General features: G+C 66.5%; 29 protein-coding genes. 13 read left to right on the plus strand and 16 right to left on the minus strand.

The genetic code is table 11. The features are described 5' to 3' along the window. Positions 1 to 27: 27 nt before the first annotated feature. Both ACZL02_RS20355 and ACZL02_RS20360 read right to left on the minus strand, forming a co-directional pair. On the minus strand, positions 28 to 840 hold the full coding sequence (locus ACZL02_RS20355) for a tellurite resistance TerB family protein (RefSeq protein WP_472940710.1): 813 nt from the start codon (positions 838 to 840) through the stop codon (positions 28 to 30). A 141-nt stretch (positions 841 to 981) separates the two neighbouring features. Beyond that, positions 982 to 1,647: a septation protein A gene (locus ACZL02_RS20360; protein WP_472935542.1), complete on the minus strand. Its 666-nt coding sequence runs from the start codon at positions 1,645 to 1,647 to the stop codon at positions 982 to 984. A 225-nt stretch (positions 1,648 to 1,872) separates the two neighbouring features. On the opposite strand from ACZL02_RS20360, the gene ACZL02_RS20365 reads away from it, so the two are divergent. After that, the gene (locus ACZL02_RS20365) at positions 1,873 to 2,166 is read left to right on the plus strand and encodes a type II toxin-antitoxin system RelE/ParE family toxin (protein WP_472940711.1); all 294 of its coding nucleotides are present in this window, start codon (positions 1,873 to 1,875) and stop codon (positions 2,164 to 2,166) included. Between the two features lie 4 nt (positions 2,167 to 2,170). After that, on the plus strand, positions 2,171 to 2,509 hold the full coding sequence (locus ACZL02_RS20370) for an addiction module antidote protein (protein ID WP_472940712.1): 339 nt from the start codon (positions 2,171 to 2,173) through the stop codon (positions 2,507 to 2,509). Between the two features lie 9 nt (positions 2,510 to 2,518). On the opposite strand, the gene ftsY is transcribed toward ACZL02_RS20370, so the two are convergent. The 7 genes from ftsY to ACZL02_RS20405 form a co-directional block, all read right to left on the minus strand. Continuing rightward, a complete protein-coding gene (gene ftsY, locus ACZL02_RS20375; protein WP_472940713.1) occupies positions 2,519 to 4,312 on the minus strand; it encodes a signal recognition particle-docking protein FtsY in 1,794 nt (597 codons plus the stop codon). Positions 4,313 to 4,414: 102 nt separating this feature from the next. Then, positions 4,415 to 5,671 (minus strand): tRNA (N(6)-L-threonylcarbamoyladenosine(37)-C(2))-methylthiotransferase MtaB, encoded by a 1,257-nt coding sequence (gene mtaB, locus ACZL02_RS20380; RefSeq protein WP_472940714.1) that lies wholly within the window; start codon positions 5,669 to 5,671, stop codon positions 4,415 to 4,417. Between the two features lie 16 nt (positions 5,672 to 5,687). Next, positions 5,688 to 6,590, minus strand: a complete 903-nt coding sequence (gene dapF, locus ACZL02_RS20385) for a diaminopimelate epimerase (protein WP_472940715.1) — start codon at positions 6,588 to 6,590, stop codon at positions 5,688 to 5,690. Positions 6,591 to 6,670: 80 nt separating this feature from the next. Continuing rightward, complete coding sequence (locus ACZL02_RS20390; RefSeq protein ID WP_472940806.1) at positions 6,671 to 6,916, minus strand: BrnA antitoxin family protein; 246 nt, start codon at positions 6,914 to 6,916, stop codon at positions 6,671 to 6,673. Positions 6,917 to 6,941: 25 nt separating this feature from the next. After that, positions 6,942 to 7,202, minus strand: a complete 261-nt coding sequence (locus tag ACZL02_RS20395; protein WP_472940716.1) for a BrnT family toxin — start codon at positions 7,200 to 7,202, stop codon at positions 6,942 to 6,944. A 54-nt stretch (positions 7,203 to 7,256) separates the two neighbouring features. Next, positions 7,257 to 8,324, minus strand: a complete 1,068-nt coding sequence (locus ACZL02_RS20400; protein ID WP_472940717.1) for an MBL fold metallo-hydrolase — start codon at positions 8,322 to 8,324, stop codon at positions 7,257 to 7,259. Between the two features lie 89 nt (positions 8,325 to 8,413). Further along, the gene (locus ACZL02_RS20405) at positions 8,414 to 8,614 is read right to left on the minus strand and encodes a hypothetical protein (protein WP_472940718.1); all 201 of its coding nucleotides are present in this window, start codon (positions 8,612 to 8,614) and stop codon (positions 8,414 to 8,416) included. 101 nt (positions 8,615 to 8,715) lie between these two features. Here ACZL02_RS20405 and ACZL02_RS20410 point away from each other — a divergent pair, with 101 nt between their 5' ends. Next, a complete protein-coding gene (locus tag ACZL02_RS20410; protein WP_472940719.1) occupies positions 8,716 to 9,585 on the plus strand; it encodes a LysR family transcriptional regulator in 870 nt (289 codons plus the stop codon). A 48-nt stretch (positions 9,586 to 9,633) separates the two neighbouring features. Here ACZL02_RS20410 and ACZL02_RS20415 read toward each other — a convergent pair whose 3' ends face one another. Together ACZL02_RS20415 and ACZL02_RS20420 are read right to left on the minus strand one after the other, a co-directional pair. Further along, positions 9,634 to 9,951: a helix-turn-helix domain-containing protein gene (locus tag ACZL02_RS20415; RefSeq protein ID WP_472940720.1), complete on the minus strand. Its 318-nt coding sequence runs from the start codon at positions 9,949 to 9,951 to the stop codon at positions 9,634 to 9,636. Next, positions 9,935 to 10,300, minus strand: coding sequence for a type II toxin-antitoxin system RelE/ParE family toxin (locus tag ACZL02_RS20420; protein ID WP_472940721.1), 366 nt, complete (start codon positions 10,298 to 10,300; stop codon positions 9,935 to 9,937). Before ACZL02_RS20420 ends, ACZL02_RS20415 begins: the two co-directional genes overlap by 17 nt. A 306-nt stretch (positions 10,301 to 10,606) precedes the next feature. Between ACZL02_RS20420 and ffh the strand changes: the two genes are divergently transcribed. Beyond that, on the plus strand, positions 10,607 to 12,166 hold the full coding sequence (ffh, locus tag ACZL02_RS20425; RefSeq protein WP_472940722.1) for a signal recognition particle protein: 1,560 nt from the start codon (positions 10,607 to 10,609) through the stop codon (positions 12,164 to 12,166). 60 nt (positions 12,167 to 12,226) lie between these two features. Continuing rightward, positions 12,227 to 12,694: a 30S ribosomal protein S16 gene (gene rpsP / locus ACZL02_RS20430; protein WP_472940723.1), complete on the plus strand. Its 468-nt coding sequence runs from the start codon at positions 12,227 to 12,229 to the stop codon at positions 12,692 to 12,694. Positions 12,695 to 12,775: 81 nt separating this feature from the next. Here the strand turns inward: rpsP and ACZL02_RS20435 are convergent, their stop codons facing one another. Both ACZL02_RS20435 and ACZL02_RS20440 read right to left on the minus strand, forming a co-directional pair. Further along, positions 12,776 to 13,084, minus strand: a complete 309-nt coding sequence (locus ACZL02_RS20435) for a BrnA antitoxin family protein (protein ID WP_472940724.1) — start codon at positions 13,082 to 13,084, stop codon at positions 12,776 to 12,778. After that, a complete protein-coding gene (locus ACZL02_RS20440; protein WP_472940725.1) occupies positions 13,059 to 13,337 on the minus strand; it encodes a BrnT family toxin in 279 nt (92 codons plus the stop codon). Before ACZL02_RS20440 ends, ACZL02_RS20435 begins: the two co-directional genes overlap by 26 nt. A 144-nt stretch (positions 13,338 to 13,481) precedes the next feature. On the opposite strand from ACZL02_RS20440, the gene rimM reads away from it, so the two are divergent. Both rimM and trmD read left to right on the plus strand, forming a co-directional pair. Beyond that, positions 13,482 to 14,057: a ribosome maturation factor RimM gene (gene rimM / locus ACZL02_RS20445; RefSeq protein ID WP_472940726.1), complete on the plus strand. Its 576-nt coding sequence runs from the start codon at positions 13,482 to 13,484 to the stop codon at positions 14,055 to 14,057. Further along, positions 14,054 to 14,737, plus strand: coding sequence for a tRNA (guanosine(37)-N1)-methyltransferase TrmD (gene trmD / locus ACZL02_RS20450; RefSeq protein WP_472940727.1), 684 nt, complete (start codon positions 14,054 to 14,056; stop codon positions 14,735 to 14,737). Before rimM ends, trmD begins: the two co-directional genes overlap by 4 nt. On the opposite strand, the gene ACZL02_RS20455 is transcribed toward trmD, so the two are convergent. After that, the gene (locus tag ACZL02_RS20455; protein ID WP_472940728.1) at positions 14,727 to 15,494 is read right to left on the minus strand and encodes a sulfite exporter TauE/SafE family protein; all 768 of its coding nucleotides are present in this window, start codon (positions 15,492 to 15,494) and stop codon (positions 14,727 to 14,729) included. The genes trmD and ACZL02_RS20455 overlap by 11 nt on opposite strands. Positions 15,495 to 15,716: 222 nt before the next feature. On the opposite strand from ACZL02_RS20455, the gene rplS reads away from it, so the two are divergent. Both rplS and ACZL02_RS20465 read left to right on the plus strand, forming a co-directional pair. Then, positions 15,717 to 16,253: a 50S ribosomal protein L19 gene (rplS, locus tag ACZL02_RS20460; protein ID WP_472940729.1), complete on the plus strand. Its 537-nt coding sequence runs from the start codon at positions 15,717 to 15,719 to the stop codon at positions 16,251 to 16,253. 79 nt (positions 16,254 to 16,332) lie between these two features. After that, complete coding sequence (locus ACZL02_RS20465) at positions 16,333 to 17,154, plus strand: class I SAM-dependent methyltransferase (protein ID WP_472940730.1); 822 nt, start codon at positions 16,333 to 16,335, stop codon at positions 17,152 to 17,154. Between the two features lie 343 nt (positions 17,155 to 17,497). Here the strand turns inward: ACZL02_RS20465 and ACZL02_RS20470 are convergent, their stop codons facing one another. After that, on the minus strand, positions 17,498 to 18,424 hold the full coding sequence (locus ACZL02_RS20470; protein ID WP_472940731.1) for a manganese catalase family protein: 927 nt from the start codon (positions 18,422 to 18,424) through the stop codon (positions 17,498 to 17,500). A 229-nt stretch (positions 18,425 to 18,653) separates the two neighbouring features. Here ACZL02_RS20470 and ACZL02_RS20475 point away from each other — a divergent pair, with 229 nt between their 5' ends. Then, on the plus strand, positions 18,654 to 19,910 hold the full coding sequence (locus ACZL02_RS20475; RefSeq protein WP_472940732.1) for a serine hydrolase domain-containing protein: 1,257 nt from the start codon (positions 18,654 to 18,656) through the stop codon (positions 19,908 to 19,910). A 62-nt stretch (positions 19,911 to 19,972) separates the two neighbouring features. Here the strand turns inward: ACZL02_RS20475 and ACZL02_RS20480 are convergent, their stop codons facing one another. Beyond that, a complete protein-coding gene (locus tag ACZL02_RS20480; protein WP_472940733.1) occupies positions 19,973 to 20,365 on the minus strand; it encodes a GFA family protein in 393 nt (130 codons plus the stop codon). A gap of 186 nt (positions 20,366 to 20,551) precedes the next feature. On the opposite strand from ACZL02_RS20480, the gene ACZL02_RS20485 reads away from it, so the two are divergent. The 3 genes from ACZL02_RS20485 (at position 20,552) to ACZL02_RS20495 (ending at position 22,796) form a co-directional block, all read left to right on the plus strand. Then, positions 20,552 to 20,710: a hypothetical protein gene (locus ACZL02_RS20485; RefSeq protein WP_496258569.1), complete on the plus strand. Its 159-nt coding sequence runs from the start codon at positions 20,552 to 20,554 to the stop codon at positions 20,708 to 20,710. A gap of 77 nt (positions 20,711 to 20,787) precedes the next feature. Next, positions 20,788 to 22,197 carry a 3-isopropylmalate dehydratase large subunit gene (gene leuC / locus ACZL02_RS20490; RefSeq protein WP_472940735.1) on the plus strand — a complete coding sequence of 470 codons (1,410 nt, stop codon included), beginning with the start codon at positions 20,788 to 20,790 and terminating at the stop codon, positions 22,195 to 22,197. 131 nt (positions 22,198 to 22,328) lie between these two features. Next, entirely contained in the window at positions 22,329 to 22,796 is a 468-nt protein-coding gene (locus ACZL02_RS20495) for a GNAT family N-acetyltransferase (RefSeq protein WP_472935562.1), read from the plus strand. The last annotated feature ends 197 nt before the right edge of the window (positions 22,797 to 22,993 follow it).

Here is a 22,993-nt window from a genome sequence, read left to right on the forward strand (position 1 = left end):
TCTCGCTGGATGCGAAGGCATCAGTCGTCAGGCGACGGCCTCTTCCGTCGTGCGGCGAACCTCAGCCGTGAGCTCTGCCGGCAGGTTCAGCCTGGTGGCCAGCTGGTCGAGATAGGCCTTTTCGGCCGGATGGTCGGGATCGATGGCGAGCAGCGAGGCGGTGTAGACCTCGATCGCTGCTTCCGGCGTCGTCGCGCCGGCGACGAGATCGTCGATCGACAGCGGCTTGCGCATCTCGTCCATGACGAAGCCTTTCTCCTCGGCGTCGAGGCCGAGATCGTCGATGCGCCCGAAGATCGCCTCCTGCTCGCCGGCGTCGATGTAGCCGTCGGCCTTGGAGGCCGCGATCATCGCCGACAGCATCAGCCGGGCGCGGGCATCCTCCTGGCCGGCGGGAAGGAAGGCGGTGCCGGAAGGCGCGGGCAACTCGCCGGCGGCCGTCGGCGCCGCCAGCTGCGGCAGCGGCGAAGCACCGGGCAGGGCCGGGCGGGCATTGTTGGCCTGATAGGTCTGGTAGGCCTTGTAGGCGAGGCCCGCGACGACGGCGGCGCCGCCGAGCTTCAGCGCGGTGCCGCCCATCTTGGCGACGCCCTTGCCGCGGAACAGCTGCGAGGCGAGGCCGCCGGCAAGGCCGCCCGACAGCGCCGAGGCGCCATGGGTGCGGATCAGCCTGCCGATGGTATCCTGCAGGGACCCGCCGCCGGTGCCGCCGCCGCCCAGCAGGCCGCCGACGCTTGAGAGCGGGCCGCCCTGGGTCTGCCGGTCACCCTGGTTGCCACCCTGGCCCGGCGTGCCGGGGGTGCCGAGGAACTGGCCGAGAAGCTTCTGCACGTCGAACATCGAGAATCCTTGCGATGAGGGGCGGTTGGACCCGATATCGGGACGCCTTCGCCGCTTCGCAATGGTCCGGAACACCCTTACCGCGCCAAAACGACGCAGCCAGCGGTCCCGGCAGATCGGCCGATTACTTCTTCGGGCCAATCACTTCTTCGGTTTGACGTATTCCTTCACCAGCGGCTCGGTCGCATGCCGCTGCAGCAGCGGGATCTGGAACAGCATGAAGGCCATGGTGATCGGCATGGTCGCCCAGACCTTGAAGCCGGCCCAGAAATCCGTCGAGAAATTGCGCCAGACCACCTCGTTGATGACAGCCATCGCCAGGAAGAAGATGCCCCAGCGCAGCGTCAGCTTGCGCCAGCCGGCATCGTCGAGCTTGAACGCCTGGTTGAAGACGTAACCGAGGAGGGGACGGCCGAAGAGCAGGCCGCCGAGCAGGATCACCGCGAACAGCGTGTTGACGATGGTCGGCTTCATCTTGATGAAGGTCTCGTTCTGCAACCAGAGCGTCAGGCCGCCGAACACCACGACGAAGAAGCCGGATACCAGCGGCATGATCGGCAGCGTGCGCGTCAGCGCCCAGGACACCGACAGCGCGATGATCGTGGCGGCCATGAATAGAGCGGTGGCGATGAACAGCGGCCCGCCGAGCTCGGCCAGCGCCGGAAAATGCCCGGCCAGCCATTCGCCGCGCGAGTTGGCGAAGAAGAACACCACCAGCGGTCCGAGCTCGAGCGCGAACTTCAAAAGCGGGTTGATCTGCTTCTCCTCCGGCGCGTTGGGGGAGCCCTCGATCAGATGGTCGGCCATGGAAATTTCCTCTTTGTCTTGCCGCTAGAGCCGGAAGACGACGGATGTGAGGCTGCAGCCTCTACGTGTCGCGTTTCTCGCATGTCTCATGCCAGTCGGCACCGGTCTTGTCTTGCCTGTGAACGGAAACTGCGGGCGGGGATTGCGAACATTCCGACCCAGCTTTGAAGCAAGGCGCGGTGCGCTTGACCGTTTGTCGTGTTTGCGCGACAAGTGGAAATGAATATGGAAGTCAGGCGACTTGCAGAGTTTGATCGCTGGATATCCAGGCTGCGCGACAGGACCGCCGTGCTGAGGATCACCCGCCGGATCGCGCGTCTTGAGCAAGGGCTTCTGGGCGACGTCAAGGCCATCGGCGACGGCCTCGCGGAGGTGCGGATCGACCACGGTCCTGGCTATCGCCTGTACTTCCTCAGGCGCGGAAGCGTTCTCATTGTCCTGCCGTGCGGGGGTGACAAGAGCACGCAGCAGCAGGACATCCTGCGCGCCAGACTGCTGGCGCAGGACATCGAGGAGTAACGGCGTGGCGGACAAAATTCGGGTTGACGACCTGGCGAAATGGGACGCCGCCGACTACCTGGGCACGCCTGAGGCGCAGGCGGAGTACCTGTCCATGGTCATGGAAGACGGCGACGCCGGCGAGATTCGGGCGGCCTTGAGCGCCATCGCCCGGGCGCGGGGCATGGCGCAGGTCGCCGGCGACTGCGATATCAACCGGCAGAGCCTCTATGCTTCCTTAGGCAAGGACGGCAATCCGGCATTTCAGACCGTCCTGAAGGTGATCCGGTCGCTTGGGATGACCTTGTCGGCGAGGACCAACGAGGCCTCCGGCTCTGCCGAGGAAGATTTAGGAACGCGTTGACGTCTCCCCTCAGGCCGTCCGCCCCGCGATCGCCGTCGCGAAATCCCGCGCCTTGAACGGCTCGAGGTCGTCAATGCCCTCGCCGACGCCGATGAAATAGACCGGCAGTTTGAACTTGGCGGCGATGGCGACGAGGATGCCGCCGCGGGCGGTGCCGTCGAGCTTGGTCATCACCAGGCCGTTGACGCCGGCGACATTGCGGAAGATCTCGACCTGGTTCAGCGCGTTCTGGCCGGTGGTGGCATCGAGCGTCTGCAGCACGGTGTGGGGCGCGTCGGGCTCGCGCCGCTGCAGCACGCGGACGATCTTCTCCAGCTCGGCCATCAGCTCGGTGCGGTTCTGCAGCCGCCCCGCGGTGTCGATGATGAGGACGTCCGAGCCGTTCTCGACCGCCGCGTCATAGGCTTCGTAAGCCAGACCGGCAGCGTCGGCGCCGATCGCCTTGGCGATGACGGTCGAGCCGGTACGCTCGCCCCAGATCTTCAGCTGCTCGACCGCCGCCGCGCGGAACGTATCGCCGGCGCAGAGCGTGACCTTCAGGCCGCCGCGCGTCAGCTTGGCGGCGAGCTTGCCGATCGTCGTGGTCTTGCCGGTGCCGTTGACGCCGACCACCAGGATCACATGCGGCTTCTTCTCGAGGTCGAGCTCCAGCGGCACGGCGACGGGGCGCAGCGTAGCCTCCACCTCGTCGGCGAGGATCGAGCGGACCTCGTCGCTGGAAATCTCCTTGCCGAACCGGCCTTCCGAAAGCCGGTCGGTAATGCGCAGCGCCGTCTCGACGCCGAGATCGGCCTGGATCAGCACGTCCTCAAAATCCTGCAGCGTCTCCTCGTCGAGCCGGCGCTTGGTGAAGAGGGCGGTGATCGAGCCGGACAGCTGGCTCGACGAGCGCGCGAGGCCCTCGCGCAGCTTCTCGAACCAGGGAACGCGCACCGCGGGGGCTGCTGGGGCGAGGGGCGCCGCCTCGCGCAGGCGAAAACCGGCGTCAGGCGCCACAATGCGGGCCGCCCCGGCGCCGATGGCCGCCGGCAGGGTGTCGTCGGCCGGGGCGTCGGGCAAGGGAGCGTCGGGCTCCAGCCATGAAAAGTCGGCCTCTTCCTCGGCTTCCGGCAGCGGCGCATCCGGCGCAAGGAAGGAGAAGTCCTCATTGGCAGACGAAACCGGTCCGTCGCCGGTGAGATCTCTTGCGATCTCGCTCGCGGTCTCCGGCGCCGCGCCAAGCGCGGATGTCCCCGCCAAAGTGCTGGCGGCGGGGATCTCGGCAGCCGTCGCGCGACCGTCGACATCGAAGGCTGCGGCGTCGGAGGCGACGACATCGGTCCTGGCCTCAGCGACGCTCGCATCGGGATCGATTACGGGCGCGTCGGCATCGAGCCAGGAGAAGTCCGCTTCCGGCTCCGGCGCATCGGCCGACAGCCATTCCGGCTCGTCCGCCGGGAGAACGACGGCCGCATCCGCCTCGGCGGCCGAAATCGGCGCCGCGGCCGGCATGGGCTCGGCGATATCGTGAGGCTCAAGGCTTGCAGCCGTCTCGGGGGCTGGCCCGCGGGTCGGTTCAAAGGCTGGTGCGGAAGCCTGCGCGGCTGCCGGCAGTATCTCCGAGGCGGACCGCGGCGTATCATTGTCGCTTGCCTGATCGAGAGCTGCTTTCGGGACGGCCGCAGTCGGGGGCAGCTCGTCCGGCAGACGGGCAGGCGCTTCCTCGGCGGCCGGTACCGGTGCCGGAGCAGCGGCTGCCCCCGCCCGATCGGCCTCGCTGCCGAAGGAGAAGACGCGCCGGAAGAAGCCTTTTTTCTCTAGCATATCGTCTCGAAGTCCCATCCTGCGCCCGTGAGCGCGCTTGCGGTCGATGTCACCGCTTCTGTGCCGAACGCACTACAGCATGCCGGCGGGCTTGGCAGCCCTTCAGGCCGGCAGTGCCGTCAGGCGAACGCCGTCATGCGACGCAAATCTCGCCGCGACGATCTCGCCGGGAGTGCCGAAGTCGAGGCTGCAGGGGGTGAAGTCCGGCAGCCGCCCCCTGTTCCCGCGCTCCACCAGAACGCTGCCGTGTTGCCCGACCTTGGCATCGAGGTGCCGGGTCATCGCCGAAGCGCCCAAGGCTCGAAGCCGCGCCGCCCGCTCGGCGACCACCGGTTGCGGCAGCTGCGGCATGCGCGCGGCGGGCGTTCCGTCGCGCGGCGAGAACGGGAAGATGTGCAGATAGGTCAGGCCGCACTCGGCCACCAGCGCCAGCGAGTTCTCGAACATCGCCTCGGTCTCGGTCGGAAAGCCCGCGATGATATCCGCGCCGAAGACGATGTCCGGCCGGTTCGCGCGAATGTCCGTGCAGAAGCCGATGGCGTCGGCGCGGGTGTGCCGGCGCTTCATCCGCTTCAGGATCATGTCGTCGCCCGCCTGCAGCGAGAGATGGAGATGCGGCATCAGCCGAGGCTCGCCGCCGATCGCCTCCACCAGTTCCGGATCGGCCTCGACGCTGTCGATCGACGACAGCCGCAGCCGCGCCAGGTCCGGCACGCGCTTCAGGAGGGCGGCGACCAGCGTTCCGAGCCGCGGTGCGCCGGGCAGGTCGGCGCCATAGCTGGTGAGATCGACGCCGGACAGCACCACTTCGTTCGTGCCGGCACCGACCAGCCGCCGGACCTGGTCGACCACCGCACCCATCGGCACCGAGCGCGAATTGCCACGGCCGAAGGGGATGATGCAGAAGGTGCAGCGGTGATCGCAGCCGTTCTGCACCTCGACGATCGCCCGCGCCCGGCCTTCGATCGCGTCGACCATGTGGCCGGCGGTTTCCGTCACGCTCATGATGTCGTTGACCCGGATCTTCTCCGACGCCGACACGCCGAAATCGGGGAGGGCGGCATAGCTCGTCCGCTGCAGCTTCTCGGCATTGCCGAGGACGGCATCGACCTCGGCCATCCCGGCGAAACCCTCGGGATCAGTCTGGGCCGCGCAGCCGGTGACGACGATGCGGGCTTCGGGCCGTTCACGGCGGATCTTGCGGATTGCCTTTTTAGCCTGCCGCACCGCCTCGGACGTCACGGCGCAGGTGTTCATCAGGATGGTGTCGGTCGCGCCGGCCGCCAGCGCCTCGCGGCGCATGACCTCGCCCTCATAGGTGTTGAGCCGGCAGCCGAAGGAGTGGACCTCGACGCTCATGACCGCCCGCCAAGCCTCACGCCGGAACGATCTCGGCATCGCGCGCGAAGGCGCCGGTCGAAGGGTCGAGACGGCCGGACCATTCCCATTCGGCGGGCCCGGTCATCACGACGCGGTCGTCGTCGCGCCAGTCGATCAGGAGATCTCCGCCCGGGACCGTGACGGTCACGCGCCGTCCCGTCCGGCCGGTACGGGCGCCGGAGACCGCGGCCGCGCACGCGGCCGAGCCACAGGCGCGAGTAAGCCCGACGCCGCGCTCCCAGGTGCGGATGGTCATCGCATCGGTGGCGGTGACCTCGGCGATCGAGATGTTGGCACGCTCGGGAAAGAGCGGGTGGTTCTCGAGGATCGGCCCGAAACGCTCCAGCGCATAGGACCAGACGTCGCCCGCCACCCAGAAGACCGCATGCGGATTGCCCATCGAGGCGACGGACGGCGAATGCAGCACCGGCGCATCGATCGGACCTATCTGCAGCTCGATGGCGCGGGTATCGTAGAACTCCTCGGCCAGCGGAATGTCGCGCCAGCCAAACAGCGGCTTGCCCATGTCGACCGAGATCAGGCCGTCCGCGTGTTCTTCGGCGAACAGGATGCCGGCCTTCGTCTGGAAGACAAATGTCGGCTTGCCGAGCTCGGCCGCCATGGCCTGCACCACGCAGCGCATGCCATTGCCGCAGGCGCCCGCTTCCGATCCATCGGCATTGATGATCCGCACCAGGGCATCCGTGCCCTCGGTGACGGGATCGTGGATCGCCATGATCTGGTCGAACTTCGTCGCCGGACGCTCCGCCAGCGCGATCGCCGCCTCCGGTAGAATACGCTCTCTACGTCCGCGCAGGTCGGCGACGAGGATCTCGTTGCCGAGCCCGTTCATGCGCGCAAAGGGGATCGAGGTCCCCGGATTCTCGGCGGTTGTCATGCCGGGTTATATGGCGGAAACGGCGGTCGATTACCAGATTGCCAATTCGCCAGTCAATCCTCTACCAGCCGGTCCTACAATCAGATTTCAGCCTTCTTGAGGATCTCGTTGATCCTGGACTGCCAGCCTTTGCCCGTTGCCTTGAACTTGGCGATGACGTCCGGCTCGAGGCGCAGCGAAATCTGTTGACGTGGCTTGTCGATCGCCGGCCGCCCTCGGTTCCGGGCAATGCTTTCCATCAGATCGGGGAAGACCTCGGCAAACGGCCTCGCGCCGGCCAATTCCTCGTCCGTCGCTTCCGGCGCGTCGGGATCGCCCGCAATCATCTCCTGGATTCTCGCCTCTTCGGCATCACTGATCTTGACCAAACTGCTTCCTTTCCTTGCGGCTTGCCCGGCGCATGGAGATCACGGAAATTGCTTCGGACCCCCGGACAGCAAAAACCACTGCGATGATGTCTTTCCCGAAGCGACCGACGGCCATGTGCCGATTAGCCTTTGCCGAGATGACCATCGATGACGAGAAAAACGCCTCGTCGAGATTGGCTAAGTCCAACCCCAAATGCTTGACGAGGTTCGTCTCTCGCTTCGCCGGGTCAAACAGGATCTTCATCGATTTAGTGTAGCACGTTTAATCCGAGGCGAGCAGCCCGGCGGTTGTCCGCGGTCACCCCTCGCCGAAGTCCGTCGGTGTCGTGGTCGCTGTGGTGACCTCAAGCGGTCCCGGCAGGGGCGATCCCAATCCGTGCGGTAGTTGTAGTACTTGCCCCGGCCAGCCCGCGACGAACCGGTCCGGCGGCAGGTTCCACCGCGCCAGCGCCGAAGACAGCCTATGCACGGGATCCTCCTCCGCCTCGTCGGTCAGCTGGAAAGTGCCGAAATGGCTGCCGATCGTCAGCTCCGCCTCGAGAAACCGCGCGCCCCGCACTGCCTCGTCCGGGTCCTGGTGCTGCGGGCGCATCACCGTGCGCGGCTTGTAGGCGCCGATCGGCAGCACCGCGAGCCGCGGCGCCCCGAACCTTGCGCGTGCGGCGCGGTAGTTGATGCCGCCGTGGAAGCCGCTGTCGCCGACGCAGTAGATCAATCCGGCCGGCGTCTCGAAGGCGAACGAGGCCCAGAGCGTCATCCGCCGGTCGAGCGCCCCGCGCGCCGACCAGTGGTGCGTCGGGTCGAACGTCACCGCCACCCCGTCCCCCAGCACCACCCGCTCGTGCCAGTCGTGCGCCGAGACGTCGGCGTTCCGGCGAAAACCGCGGATCAGCTTGTCGCAGCCGAGCGGGGCGATGAAGCGCGGCCGGTGTACATCCTGCAGCCGCTGCAGCGTTGGCTTGTCCATGTGGTCGTAGTGCGAATGCGAGACGCAGACGAGGTCGATCTCCGGCAGGTCCTCGAAGCGGATCGCCGGCGGGTTGAACCGCTTCGGCCCGAGCGGCGCCGCGCAACGGTCCGCCCAGACGGGGTCGATCAGGATGTTCAGCCCGCCCACCTGCAGCAGGAAGCTCGCATGCCCTACCGCCACCATCCGCGCCGCATCGCCCGTCACCCTGGCCGGTGGCACGTCCATCGGCAGCGGGCTCGGGACATCAGATGGCCAACGCTCGCGCTTCCCCGAACGCTGCCACTCCCAGATCGCCCGGAGCGAGGCCGGCATCTCGCCGCCGGGATTGAAGAAGCGCTTGCCGTCGAAATGGTCGGAGACCGGGCCGCGGTAGTAGGGGTTGGCGAAGGGTTTCATGGCAAGCCTCGGTCAGGCCGCGACATCGGGATGCCGGCCATGCCTTCAAATGGTGTCGCAGGCCGCGATCCACAGGGTCCGCTGGACTTTCAAAGCTGCCACCGGTCCCAGTCGCGCCGGGCGGATCGCCAGGCGGCCGCAGGACGATCGAGACCGGCATCACGCAAAAGACGGTCGCCGGGCTTGTCCAACATGTCCTGAAAAGTGTCGCCCGCGATGCGGCTCCGCCAGGTTTCCAGCAGCCACCCGGACCAGCAGATCAGCCGCGTCTGAAATTCCCATGCCGGCATTTGCTTGGCCCTCCGTCCAGAGCTTCTACCGGCCGTCGACATTTGACCAACGCGTTCTGGGCGGCGTAGTCATGATGAAATCGAATGACGGGGAGGCGTAGGTGTCAGGTGGGCTGGACAGCGAGCTGCTGCGAACCTTTATCGCAGTCGCCGACACGCAGAATTTCACCCGGGCCGGTGAGATTGTCGGCCGGAGCCAGTCCGCCGTCAGCCTGCAGATCAAGCGGCTCGAAGACGTCGTCGGTGCCGCTCTGTTCCACCGCGGTCCCCGGGGCGTCGCCTTGACGATGCAGGCGGACATGCTGCTTGCCAACGCCCGCCGGATCATTGCGCTGATCGACGAGACCGCCGCCGCGATGCCGATTCGGCCACTGAACGGGCCCGTCCGCATCGGTGTCCCGGAAGAGTACTGCCATACCCTGCTGCCGAGGGCGCTCGGTGCCTTTGCCAAGCTGCACCCGCTGGTCGAGGTAACGGTCAAATACGGTCAGTCGGCGGCTCATCGGCTGGCTTTCCAGGCGGGCGAGCTCGACCTTGCCGTGGTGTTCGAGCCGTCGGGCAGTGTCCTGGCCGAGCCGTTGATGATCGACCCCACCGTCTGGGTGACGTCATCGGTGCATTGCGTGCACGAGCAAAGCCCGCTGCCGGTGGCGCTCAACGACAGCCAGGGCTGGTGCCGGGCCGCGACGCTTGCCTCGCTTCACCGGTTTTCCATCCCATTCCGCGTCGCCTATACCGCCGACACTAGCAGCGCGCTGCAGGCTGCCGCGACCTGCGGCCTGGCGATCGCCCCATTGTCGCGGAGCCATATTCCGGAGCACTGCCGCGAACTCACGGCGGAGGATGGGTTCGACGTCATCGACGCGTCGAGCGTCGGCCTGCTGCAGAATGCCAACGCTCGCGCTCCTGCCGTCTCCGGCATGGCCGACGCCGTCCGCGACGCCTTTACCTTGAAGCTGGGGCTGCCCTGATAGGCGAGGCGTTGGCGAATTTGCCCGTTGCAGCCTCGAAGAGATTGATCAGGCCAGTAGATGCAACCCATGCTTCTGCACGATCGCCAAGAGCTTGACGGCCGGGCCGCTTGGTCTTTTGGCGCCGTTTTCCCATTTTTGGACTGTCGAAGTGCTGGTGTTGAGATAGCGCGCGAAGATCGGTTGGCTGACGTTCTGGCTTTCCCGAAGCGCCTTGATCTCGTCCGGCTCGAAGGTCGGGGGCACATCGATGCAAGTGGCGTCGAAGCTGCGAAGCGTGGCCTTGTCGATGGCCCCGATCGAATGCAGCGCCGTGACGGACGCATGGATGGCCTCGAAAGCGTCCGACTTAAACTTCGTGGCCATTTTTGATTTCCTTCCAGTGACCGCTGTCGATCAGTTGCTGAACCTGAAGGGGAGCCAGGTTGCCATACGCCTTGGCCAGCGTGCGGAACGCTTGCAACTCTTCGCTGTCGATGTTCGCGCGATCGCTCTTCGCAAACAGGTATTCAAAGACCCAGAATTCGCCCGCCCTTGCGAGGATGATGGCGCGATGATGGTTGTCGTTCAGCCGCTTCTTGAAGACGCCGCCGCCCAGATCAACCGCTCGACCGCATACGGCCTCAGCGATCGCGCTTCCGAGCGCAGCATCGGATAGCCCTGCCTTGCGAGCAGCCTTGGCAAACCACTTCGTTTTAAAGGTGCGCGGCCCCATAGAGTTGTATAGCACTGCGTCCTATGGAGGCCAAGATGTCGCCGTACCACGCCCGCGCATTTCTTGACCCTTCCGCCCAACCGTGCTTTACGTCTCCCAAATCCGCGACTGTCCGTCCGCGAGCCGCCGACCGTGCCGCTTCCCTGAAGCCTCACGGAGGTCACCATCCGCCAGCGAGTGTCGCCCGCGGATGACGCTTTGCTTTGGGCTTTCGCGGATTGTTGCGGTTGCTGGTCCGTCACCACATTTCGCAAGCATCACCGACTTCCCCGGATGTCGGCTTGCGAAGAGGACGGAAGGGAAGACATGTTCGACTCATTGCAGAACCGGCTCGGTTCGATCCTGAACAGCCTCACCGGCCGCGGTGCCTTGTCCAACGACGACGTGTCGGCGGCGCTGCGCGAGGTGCGCCGGGCGCTGCTCGAGGCGGACGTCGCGCTCGAGGTGGTGCGCTCGTTCACCGACAAGGTGCGCGAGAAGGCCGTCGGCGCGGAAATCCTGAAGTCGATCAAGCCCGGCCAGATGGTCGTCAAGATCGTCCATGACGAGCTGATCGCCATGCTCGGCCAGGATCAGGTCCCGGTCGATCTCAATGCGCCGTCGCCGGTGACCATCATGATGGTCGGCCTGCAGGGCTCGGGCAAGACCACGACGTCCGGCAAGCTCGCCAAGCGCCTCACCGAGAAGCAGCGCAAGAAGGTGCTGATGGCCTCGCTCGACACGCGGCGCCCCGCCGCGCAGGAGCAGCTGCGCATCCTCGGCGAGCAGACCGGCGTCGCGACGCTGCCGATCATCGCCGGGCAGGACCCGGTCGAGATCGCCAGCCGCGCCGCGCAGGCCGCCCGCCTCGGCGGCTACGATGTGCTCATCCTCGACACCGCCGGCCGCACCCATATCGACGAGCCGCTGATGCTCGAGATGGCCGAGATCAAGGCCCGCTCGGGCCCGCACGAGATCCTGCTCGTCGCCGACAGCCTCACCGGCCAGGACGCGGTCAATCTCGCGCGCTCGTTCGACGAGCGCGTCGGCATCACCGGCATCGTCCTCACCCGTATCGACGGCGATGGCCGCGGCGGTGCGGCGCTGTCGATGCGCGCGGTCACCGGCAAGCCGATCAAGCTGATCGGCACCGGCGAGAAGATGGACGCGCTGGAGGATTTCCACCCCTCCCGCATCGCCGACCGCATCCTCGGCATGGGCGACATCGTCTCCCTCGTCGAGCGGGCGGCCGAGAACATCGACGCGGAAAAGGCCGCGGCGATGGCCAAGAAGATGCAGTCGGGCAAGTTCGACCTGAACGACCTCGCCGACCAGATCCGCCAGATGCAGAAGATGGGCGGCATGGGCGGCATGATGGGCCTGATGCCCGGCATGGGGAAGATCAAGGACCAGGTCGCCGCCGCCGGCATCGACGACAAGCTGCTGAAGCGCCAGCTGGCGATCATCTCGTCGATGACCGCGGCCGAGCGCGGCAATCCCGACCTCCTGAAGCACAGCCGCAAGAAGCGCATCGCGGCCGGCTCCGGCACCTCGTCCGCCGACATCAACAAGCTTCTGAAGATGCACCGGCAGATGGCCGACGTCATGAAGTCGATGAACAAGGGCAAGGGCGGCATGATGGGCCAGCTGATGGGCGGCCTCGGCGCCAAGCTCGGCCTCGGCGGCGGTGCCGGCGGCATGGCGGGCATGCCGGACCTTTCGAAGATGGACCCGAAACAGCTCGAGGCCATGGCCAAGATGGCGCAGTCCGGTGGCATGCCGGGCCTGCCGAAGGGCCTGCCCCCCGGTTTCGGCGGCGGTGGCGGCCTTCCCGGCCTGCCCAGCGGCTTCCCAGGACTTCCGGGCCTTCCCGGCAAGAAGAAATAGCCGGATCTTCCCGGTTTGCAGAACCTCTGAAAATCAAGAACTCAACGCAAGGAACTTAAAATGCCCCTGAAGATGCGTCTCGCCCGTGCCGGCTCCAAGAAGCGCCCCTACTACCACATCGTCGTCGCCGACGCCCGCTCGCCCCGCGACGGCCGCTTCGTCGAGACCCTCGGCTCGTGGAACCCGATGCTGCCGAAGGACGCCGCCCGCGTCACCCTGAAGGAAGACCGGATCAAGCATTGGCTCGGCGAAGGCGCCCAGCCGACCGACCGCGTGCTGCGCTTCCTCGACCAGGCGGGCATTGCCAACCGTCCCGAGCGCAAGAACGAGACCAAGGGCCTGCCGGGCAAGAAGGCGCAGGAGCGCATTGCCGAGCGCGAGCAGAAGGTGATCGACGCCCGCGAGAAGGCCGAGGCTGACGCCGCGGCCGCCGCCGAGGCTGCTGCCGCCGCCGAAGCTGCCGCCGAGGAAGCCAAGAACGCCCCGGCCGAAGAGGCCGCCGCCGAGGACGAGACCCCGGCTGCCTAAGCAGCCCGGTCGGAATTTCCGGCTGGATGAACATCCGGCTGAATGAATGAGCGGCGCCTTCGGGCGCCGTTTGCTTTTGCTCTAGTCGTCCGAGGATGCGGCATCCATCCGCGCGGCCAGCCGCAGGATCTCGTTCACCCGCTCTTCCCAGTCAGGGCTTTCCGCCAGATGATCGAGAAGGTCGCTGTCGAGGGCGAGTTCCACGCGCCGCTTGGGGCGTGCGAGGCGGACGTCGCGGCTCTCGTCAAATTCCATCGGCGGGTTGTCGGGGTCCGTCAGTGCTACGACGGTGATGCCGAGATCTTCCGCCCAGCTGATCTTGTCCAGCTGCCGGCTTGCCGTCTGCCGCGCCAGTGCGCGGGCATCAGCGTGACGCGAGGTCGTCGACATAGCGCCTTTTCTCCCTGGCATTGGCCTTGCGCAACGAGATGATCCTAGTCCTCTCGCCACGCCTTGTGAACGCCATCACGCAGAGGCGGTCGCCAATGAAACCGATGGCGATCTGCCGGCGCTCGCCATAATCGGTCCGGATATCGTCAAAGATAGCGGCCGTACCGAAATCGAACTGCCGCGCTGCTTCGAACGCCAATCCATGCTTGGCAAGGTTCAGGCGCGCTTTCTCTGGATCCCATTCGAAGGCCATTCAAGCACCGTTCGCGCTGCCAAGGCAGCACGATCATGCCGATTTCCGGTCCTCGGTGGCAACGCAGACTTGACGAGCCGGACAACTCCTCGCAGACGTTCGCTCTCACCTTGAAAGCCCCGTCATCCTCGATCGGATTGCCCCGTGCCAGACGCCAAGTTCCCGAAAAACCCCATCCTGCTCGGCGTCGTCGGCGGGGCGCACGGGATCAAGGGGGAGGTGCGGATCAAGTCCTTCACCGAGGACCCGGTCGACATCAAGGCCTATGGCCCGCTCGTCGACGCCAAGGGCAACACCTATACGATCCGCTCCGCGCGCATCCAGAAGAACGTCGTGGTGGTGACGATCAACGAGATCTCCGACCGCAACGGCGCCGAGTTGCTCAACGGCACCGAGCTTTTCGTCGACCGCAGCGCTTTGCCGGAAGACGACGCGGACGCGTTCTACCAGTCCGACATGGTCGGCATGGCGGTCGAGAGCACGGACGGCGAAGCGGTCGGCACCGTCATCGCCTTCCATGATTTCGGCGCCGGCGAGGTGGTCGAGATTAAGCCCGAGCGCGGCTCGTCGGTGATGATCCCGTTCTCCGAGGCCGCCGTGCCCGGGATCGACGTCGAGCGCCGGGTGATGATCGTCGAGCCGCTGGCCGCCGGTCTCGTCTCGACCCCGGACGAGGACGAAGCGGAAGCCCGCGCGGCGGCGGAGCAGGAGGAGAAGTGAGCTTTCACGCCACCGTCCTGACGCTCTACCCGGAAATGTTTCCGGGGCCGCTCGGCGTCTCGCTCGCCGGGCGCGCGTTGGAGCGCGGCGATGCGGTGCTGGAGACGGTGCAGATCCGCGACTTCTCGGTCGGCCGCAACCGCATGGTCGACGACACGCCGTCGGGCGGCGGTGCCGGCATGGTGCTGCGCGCCGACGTGCTCGGCCGGGCGATCGACCATGCCGCTGGAGAGGGCGACGCGCGCCCGCGCCTCCTGATGAGCCCGCGCGGCCGGCCGCTGACTCAAGGTTTCGTGCGCGAATTGAGCGACGGGCCGGGCGTGGTGATCGTCTGCGGTCGCTTCGAGGGCGTCGACGAGCGGGTGATCGAGGGGCGGGGCCTGACCGAGGTGTCGATCGGCGACTACATCCTCTCCGGCGGCGAACTCGGCGCGCTGGTGCTGCTCGACGCCGTCGTGCGGTTGCTGCCCGGCGTGATGGGCAACGCCCAGTCCGGCGAGACCGAGAGTTTCGAGACCGGCCTGCTGGAGCACCCGCACTACACCCGCCCGGCGGAGTGGGAGGGGCGCGGCATCCCACCGGTGCTGACCTCGGGCGACCATGGCGCGGTCGAGCGCTGGCGGCGGACGCAAGCCGAGCAGCTGACGGCCGAGCGCCGGCCGGATCTTCTCAGCCGCTGACGAGGTAGTAGATGGCGAGCAGCAGGCCGACGGCGATCACGAAGCCGCGGACATAGACCTGCGCCAGGCGTTTCGCGATCCAGACGCCGGCATAGCCGCCGAGCGCGACGCCCGGGATCATCGCCAGCGCCGCCGGCCAGCTCACGGCGTTGCCGGCGACGAAGACGACGATCGCCACCAGCGCGATCACCGTCGCCAGCATGTTCTTCAGCGCGTTCAGCCGGTGATAGTCGCCGCCCTGGGTGAGGCCGAGCGAGGCCAGCATCATGATCCCCATGCCGGCGCCGAAGAAGCCGCCATAGATGGCGGTGAGGAACTGCGCGACCGGGCCAGCAAGGCGGTGGCCCGTCCGCCCCTCCGCGGCGTCGCGCTGCGGTGGCTTCAGCCAGGGACCGGCGGCGAAGAGCGTCGTCGCGGCGATCAGCAGCCAGGGCACCAGTGCCCGGAACTGCGGGTTGTCGAGCGACAGCAGCGCCAGTGCACCGAGGCCGGAGCCGGCGAGCGATACCGCCACCAGCACCAGCGCGCCGCTTCCCGTCCCTTGGCACATCCGCCTGATGTCGGCGCGGTAGGCCAGCGTCGAGGTGAGGTAGCCCGGAAACTGCGCGATCGACGACGTGGCGTTGGCGACGATCGGCGGCACCCCGACGAGCGTCAGCGCGCCGAAGGCGATGAAGGTGCCGCCACCGGCAACCGCATTGATCGCGCCCGCGCAGAAGCCGGCGAGGAACAGGAGGGCGATGGAGAAGAGGGGCATGGCGGGCGCTCCCGGCGCGATTGGCCGTTTCGCGGCCAGGGCGTGAGGGCCGCTTGATGTGCGTTCGCGGCAAGCTTCGCAAGCCCCTCTCGATTCAGCGCCCCCGGCATATCGACAAACCGGCCTCTTGCGTGTAAGGCACCCGCGTTCCTCAGAATAACTTGACCGTATCGACGGCCATGACCGGGACACCCGGCATGAAACAAAGAGAGGCTCACGCCCATGAACATCATTGCTGAACTGGAAGCTGCTGAGGTCGCGCGCATTGCGGCAGTCCGCACCATCCCGACCTTCTCCCCTGGCGACACGCTCCGCGTCAACGTCCGCGTCACGGAAGGCACCCGCACCCGCGTGCAGGCCTACGAGGGCGTCTGCATCGGCCGCGCCGGCGCCGGCATCCAGGAAAACTTCACCGTCCGCAAGATCTCCTACGGCGAGGGCGTCGAGCGCGTCTTCCCGATGTACTCGCCGATGCTCGAGAGCGTCGAAGTCGTCCGCCGCGGCCGCGTTCGCCGCGCGAAGCTCTATTACCTGCGCGATCGCCGCGGCAAGTCGGCCCGTATCGTCGAGGCCACCAACGTTCGCGCCCGCAAGCTGAACGACGACGCCCGCCAGATCGTGATCAACGAGAAGGCCAAGGCCGACGCCATCAAGGCCGAAGCCCGTCAGGCGACGCTCGATGCGGCCGCCGCCGAGGCCAATGCCAAGGAAGCCGCTGCCGCCGAGGCCGCTGCCGCCAAGGACAGCGCCGCCGAGTAAGACCGGTACGGCTTGAAACGACCTTGAAAAGCGGCCTCCGGGCCGCTTTTTTTATGTCCGGGAATTGGAAAGGATCGTCATGGATACGTTCGCTGCGGCCAATCTCAGGAACTGGGACGAACGGGCAGGCCTCCACGCCAGCGACACCACCGGCTCCTACCGGATTGCCGCGGTTCTGGCCGGCGGGTCGAGCCTCCACGCCATCGAGGCGGCCGAGATCGGCGATCTCGCGGGCCGCGACGTCATGCACCTGCAATGCCACATCGGCCTCGACACGCTGTCGCTGAAGCATCTTGGCGCGGCCTCCGTCACCGGTCTCGACTTCTCGCCGGCCGCGATCGCTGCCGCCCGGGATTTTGCCGCGCGGGCGGGGACCGAGGCGTATTTCGTCGAGGCTCCGGTCGATACGGCGGTCGAGGTCTTGGGTGCGGCCCGGTACGACATAGCCTTCGTCACCTGGGGCGCGATCAACTGGCTGTCCGATCTGGGGGTTTGGGCGCGGGTCGTTGCGACATTGCTGCGCCCGGGTGGAAAACTCTATCTGCTCGAGAGCCATCCGGTGATGAACCAGATGGTAGCCGAAGACGGGAGGCTGCACGTCGGCTTCGACTGGCAGACGCCGGCGGCGGCGCCGCTCGCCTTCGACGAAGCCACCACCTACACCGGCGACGCCAGGAGGATCCAGAACACCCGCAACTATGAATGGCTACATCCCATCAGCGACGTCGTCGGCAATGTACTGGGCGCAGGGCTTCGCCTGGATTTCCTGCGAGAGCACGACCAAGTCGCGTGGCGCGCCTTCCCCGGCATGATCGAGACCGGCGAGGACCTCTTCAGCCTGCCGGACGGAGTCCCGAAGATCCCGCTTGCCTTCTCGCTGCAGGCGACAAAACCGGTCTAAGCTACCGTCGGACGGGCTGATTTCGGCAGCGAGTTCATATCCGGTGGCTGCCGTTTCCGAGCGTCTGAAGTCTCAACGCTCGTCATCCTCGGCCGCAGGCCGGGGACCCATGCCGCCGCGCTATCGGCTGCGCCTCGGATGAGGAAGGGCTGTCTTCCGTTAACCGCCGATCCCTTTTCCCAATTCCTGGAATGGGTCCTCGCGCTTCGCGCGAGGATGACGAATTTTGGCGGCAGCTTCAGCTGCCCATCGACACTTCCCAGTTCACCAGTTCATCGAAATGCCCGGCATGAAAAAACCGGCCGCCTTTCGGCGACCGGTCTCTATTGCGCTCCATTCGAATTTAGCGCGACTTCTTGTAGAGCTTCGACGCGATCTCGAACATTTCCTCTGGCGCGTAGTCCGGGGTGAAGGCCGAGGGAACGCCGGTCAGCTGGTGGATCTTGCCGCCTTCCGGATGGCCCTCGACGACCTCCAGTTCGCCTTGCGGGTCGCCCGGCAGTGCCATTTCGCCATTGCCCCAGATGCCCGCCATGTCCTTGTAGTCGTTCGGCGAGAACGTATAGAGCCGGCGGTGCGAGCCCTCGTCGAGATATTTCTGGCACTCGGGGATCTTCGACAGGTCGATGTTCGGCGTCGGCAGGAAATCCTTGACCTTGACGCCGGTGATCTTCTCCAGCGCCAGCGCATAGGCGTGTGCATGCACCGAGCCGCGCACCAGGAGATAGCCGCAGACCTCGCGGCCGGTCGGGTCGGTCAGCGTCTCGTAGACCCGCAGCTTGTGCAGCCGCGCGCCGCATTCCAGGTGGAAGTTGTGCAGCAGGTCGACCACGACGTTGCCAGTGGTGGTGATGAAGTCGTTGTTCCACGACGCGCCGTTGGAGTTGACGGGCATTGCGCCGCCGGCGCCGGAGAGGAAGGCAGCGGCAAGGCGGATGTCCTTCATGTCCTCGAAAGGCGCGCCGGAGATGTCGCCGCCATCGCCCATGTCGCCGTCCTTCTTGTCCGGCCCGTTGTTCAGCATGGCGACGCCGTTCGAGACCAGCTCGACATGGCCGAGTTCTTCGGCGGTGATCGAGGCGACGAGGCTGTAGAACGGCTTCAGCTTGTCCTTCGAGCGGAAGTTGAAGCTCTGGAACATGTAGTTCCCGAGCGTCGACATCTCGCCGTACTTGCCGCCGAGCAGTTCCTGCAGCGCTGCCGCGGCATTCGGATCCGCCCGCTTCGGCGCCGGCAGTTCGGCCTGTAGCTTGTCGATTCGCATGAACATGGGTGGTCTCCGGGTTTAGGATTACCTAACGCCAACCCGGGGTGTGAGACGCTGTTCCGGTTTGAACGGCCGATCAGGCGAACCGAGCGTTTTCGCACAAAGCCCGCGGCGTTTCCTGTTGCCCCGTCAATGGTTGGGCTTCCTGCTCCTCCCCTCAATCCTCATGGTTCTGGCTTGCGTCTCCGGCGGCGACAGGCAGTAATGCGCGTCAACTTAGGGAGATGTTTGCATGGCTTTCAGAATGGGTCGGATGGGTTTTCTTCGGCGATGGATGGATTTGCGCCGGCAGTTGCTGGTGCTGTCCTTGTCGGCGACCGCCTTACCGGCGCTGGCGGCGGACGATGCCTATCCGCATGCGGAAGAGTCGATCGGAACGGTCGAAGAGGTCTATGACGGCACGCTGCTGCCCGACGAAGCGGTCTCGACCTACCGCAACATCGATCGGCTGTTTCCCACCCGCACCATCAAGGCCGGCGGCAAGGTTCTCGAGCTGCCGAAGGCAGAACGGCCGCTGACCGCCGTCAGCTACGACGTCGAGGGCAAGCGCTACGACCTCTACGACTTCATGGCGCTCGACAGCATCACCGCGCTTCTCGTCCTGAAGGACGGCAAGATCGCCTACGAGACGTACCAGCGCGGCAACACGGAAAAGACCCGCTGGATGTCGATGTCGGTGGCCAAGTCGATCACCTCGACGCTCGCGGCGATCGCGATGAAGGAAGGCCTGATCGCCGGTCTCGACGCCTCCGTCGCCGATTACGTGCCGGCGCTGAAGGGCAGCGCCTATGACGGCGCCAGCGTCAGGGACGTGCTGATGATGTCGTCCGGCGTCCGCTGGAACGAGACCTATACCGATCCGAACTCCGATCGCCGGGCGCTCCTGAAGGCGCAGGTCTCGCAGGTGCCGGGGTCGGCGATGAAGCTGATGGCCAGCCTGCCGCGTGCCGCCGAGCCCGGCACCGTCAACAATTACAGCACCGGCGAGACACAGGTGCTCGGCGAGATCGTCCGCGGGGCGATCAAGATGCCGCTCGCCGACTACCTATCGCAGAAGATCTGGGTGCCTTTCGGCATGGAGGCGGACGCCAACTGGTGGCTGGATTCGCCCGATGGCCACGAGATCGGTGGCAGCGGCATCAGCGCCACCTTGCGCGATTACGGCCGCTTCGGTCTGTTCTTCCTGAACCAGGGCAAGATCGACGGCACCTCTATCCTGCCCGACGGCTGGACGAAGGAGGCCTCGCTCCCGACCACGCTGAAGGACGGGTCGAAGCTCGACTACGGCTACATGTGGTGGACCGGCTGGACAAAACCCTCGATCGCCGACGGCGCCTATGCGGCGGTGGGCATCCAGGGGCAGAACATCTACATCAACCCGGCCAAGAACGTCGTCATCGTCACCTTCGGCGCGCAGCCGAAGCCGACCGGCAAGGAGCCGATCGACCCGCTGATCTTCTTCGACGCCGTCGCGGAAGCGTTGAACTAGGGTCCGCGATCGCCCGGCCGTGAGCCGGCGGCGGGATCGGCGCAGAGGCGACGGGTCAGGCTCTAATCCTCGTGCCGGCCTGTCGTCTCCCGATCGCGTTCGTAATGGTGCGGGAGGCTGAACGCCGGCAGCCAGCCCTCCCGCCGCACCGTCCAGAGCTCGTAGGTCGGCTCGAGCTGGTTCGGCGCATCCAGCGCCCCGAGGCTGACCTCGATCTCGTCGCCGCTCTGGCCGAACACCGAGGAGCCGCAGCGCGGGCAGAAGGACCGTCCCTGATAGTCCCGCGTCTCGCCCGAGACCGTCACCGCCGCCGCCGGGAAGATCGCCGAGGCGTTGAACGGAGAGCCCGAGGTCTTGCGGCAGTCGAGGCAATGGCAGAGGCCGACGCGGTAGGGCTTGCCTGTCGCCTCGATGCGGACGTCGCCGCAGCGGCAACCGCCGGTGTACAGGTCCATGTGGCTTCTCCCTTTGAGCTCCGTCCGGACTTTGCCTGCTTCGAACCCCATCGGCAATTTGAAAGGGGCGCCGCGTGGGAAACGCATCCTTCCCGCGCCGCGTCGCAGTGACGGCGGTCGATGTCTCCGCTCGGCACCGGCGCGGTCCATCTCCTGCCCCGCCGGCTTTGGAATGGCTCCATTGTCTTGGCGTCGGCAGATTGCTATTTTGGCGCCATGCATCCGGTCCGCTCCACCTCCGCTGTTCTGCCGACGACGCTGGGCTTTTCCCCGCTCGACGACCGCACGCGGCTGCCAGGCCGGTTCTTCTATCGGTTGATCGACGGCATCGGCCTTCTGGTCTGAACGCGTCCCGCGGGCGCCGGAGCCTGCGTCTTCACCCGATATGCCCTGCCGGTGCGCCGGCTCTCCAGGATATTTCCATGACCGCCAAACCCCGTACCCTCTATGACAAGATCTGGGACGACCACCTCGTCGACGAGCGCGACGGCAGCGCGCTGATCTACATCGACCGCCATCTGGTGCATGAGGTGACCAGCCCGCAGGCCTTCGAGGGTCTGCGAATGACTGGGCGCAAGGTGCGCCATCCCGAGAAGACGCTGGCCGTGGTCGACCACAACGTCTCGACCGCCCCCGACCGCTCGCTCGGCATCAAGAACCCGGAGAGCCGGCTGCAGGTCGAGACGCTGGCGATGAACACCGAGGCCTTCGGCATCGAGTATTACGCGCAGACCGACAGGCGGCAGGGCATCGTCCACATCATCGGCCCAGAGCAGGGCTTCACGCTGCCCGGCATGACCATCGTCTGCGGCGATAGCCATACCTCGACGCACGGCGCCTTCGGGGCGCTGGCGCACGGCATCGGGACGTCCGAGGTCGAGCATGTGCTGGCCACCCAGACGCTGATCCAGGCGAAGGCGAAGAACATGCAGGTGGTCGTCGACGGCGTGCTGCCACCCGGCGTTACGGCAAAAGACATCATCCTCGCCATCATCGGCCAGATCGGCACCGCCGGCGGCACCGGCTACGTCATCGAATATGCCGGCGAGGCGATCCGCGCGCTGTCGATGGAAGGGCGGATGACGATCTGCAACATGTCGATCGAGGCGGGCGCCCGCGCCGGCCTGATCGCGCCGGACCAGACGACGTTCGACTACGTGGAAGGCCGCCCGCGCGCGCCGAAGGGCGAGAACTGGGCGAAGGCCGTGGACTACTGGAAGACGCTCGTCAGCGACGAGGGCGCGCATTTCGATGCCGTCGTGCGTCTCGATGCGGCGAACCTGCCGCCGATCGTCTCCTGGGGATCCTCCCCTGAGGACGTCGTCGCCGTCGATGGCGTGGTACCCGATCCCGAGGCCATCGAGGACGAGAACAAGCGCGCCTCCAAGCACCGCGCGCTGGAATACATGGGGCTCACCCCCGGCACCAAGATGACCGACATCGCCATCGACCGCGTCTTCATCGGCTCCTGCACCAATGGCCGCATCGAGGACTTGCGGGCCGTCGCCGGCATCGTCGAGGGCCGCACCGTGGCGTCCAGCGTCTCGGCGATGATCGTCCCGGGCTCGGGCCTCGTGAAGGAGCAAGCGGAGAAGGAAGGTCTCGACCGGATCTTCATCGCCGCCGGCTTCGACTGGCGCGAGCCGGGCTGCTCGATGTGCCTCGGCATGAACGAGGACCGCCTGTCGCCGGAGGAGCGCTGCGCCTCGACCTCGAACCGCAATTTCGAGGGCCGCCAGGGCTTCAAGGGCCGCACGCACCTCGTCTCGCCGGCGATGGCGGCGGCGGCGGCGATCGCCGGCCACTTCGTCGACGTGCGCGGCTGGAAGTAGCCCATCCGGGCGGCGGCGCACCGGCGCCGCCGCCCTTCACCGCTCTTCACTGCGCGACGTCGCGCGGCTGTGATGCGGCGGATCGACGCTTCGTGCTTGACCCTCGGGGCGATCCGGGCGAGATCGCTGGCATGGAAACCCTGCCGCTCCCGGACATCGACATCCAGCTGCTCCGCCTGAAGGATGCGCGCGATCTCGCGCCACTGCTCGCAGACTATGTGCAGGCGGTGTTTCGCGGGGCCCCCGGTGCGCCCGACAAGGTCTATGCCGAGCAGCTGCTGCAGGACCGGACGGCGGAAATCCTCGGCGCGCGGCTCGACGGCGAGCTGGTCGGCTTCCTGGTGTTCTACGACCTGCCGGACCCTTGGACCGGCATGCGCTCGGGGCTTGCCGACCATATCTTCGTCCACCACAAGCACCGCCGGAAGGGCATCGCCAAGGCGATGGTCGATCTCCTTGCGGAGGCGTCGGACACCCGCGGCTGGTCGAAGCTGGTGCTGCACGCGCCGCGCAATCCGGAAAACGGCCGCCAGCTCTACGAGCGCATCGCCGAGCCGGCGGACTGGTCGAGCTACGTCATCCGCTTCGACGACCGCTGAACGCACTCACCGGCGGCGACATCTTGACGCCCTCCCGGATGGGAAGGGAGCCCAAAGGCGGGTAAATCGATTCAGGTCGATGCCGCCGGCATTCTTGATTAGAATGTCTCTTGCTTTCGCAAGTGCGATACGCCTTTTACGACCTATACATTACCGGCGCCCGGGACATTGTTTCACGTGAGACACCGACGGGCGGC

Source organism: Mesocryomonas fontinalis, assembly GCF_055730125.2.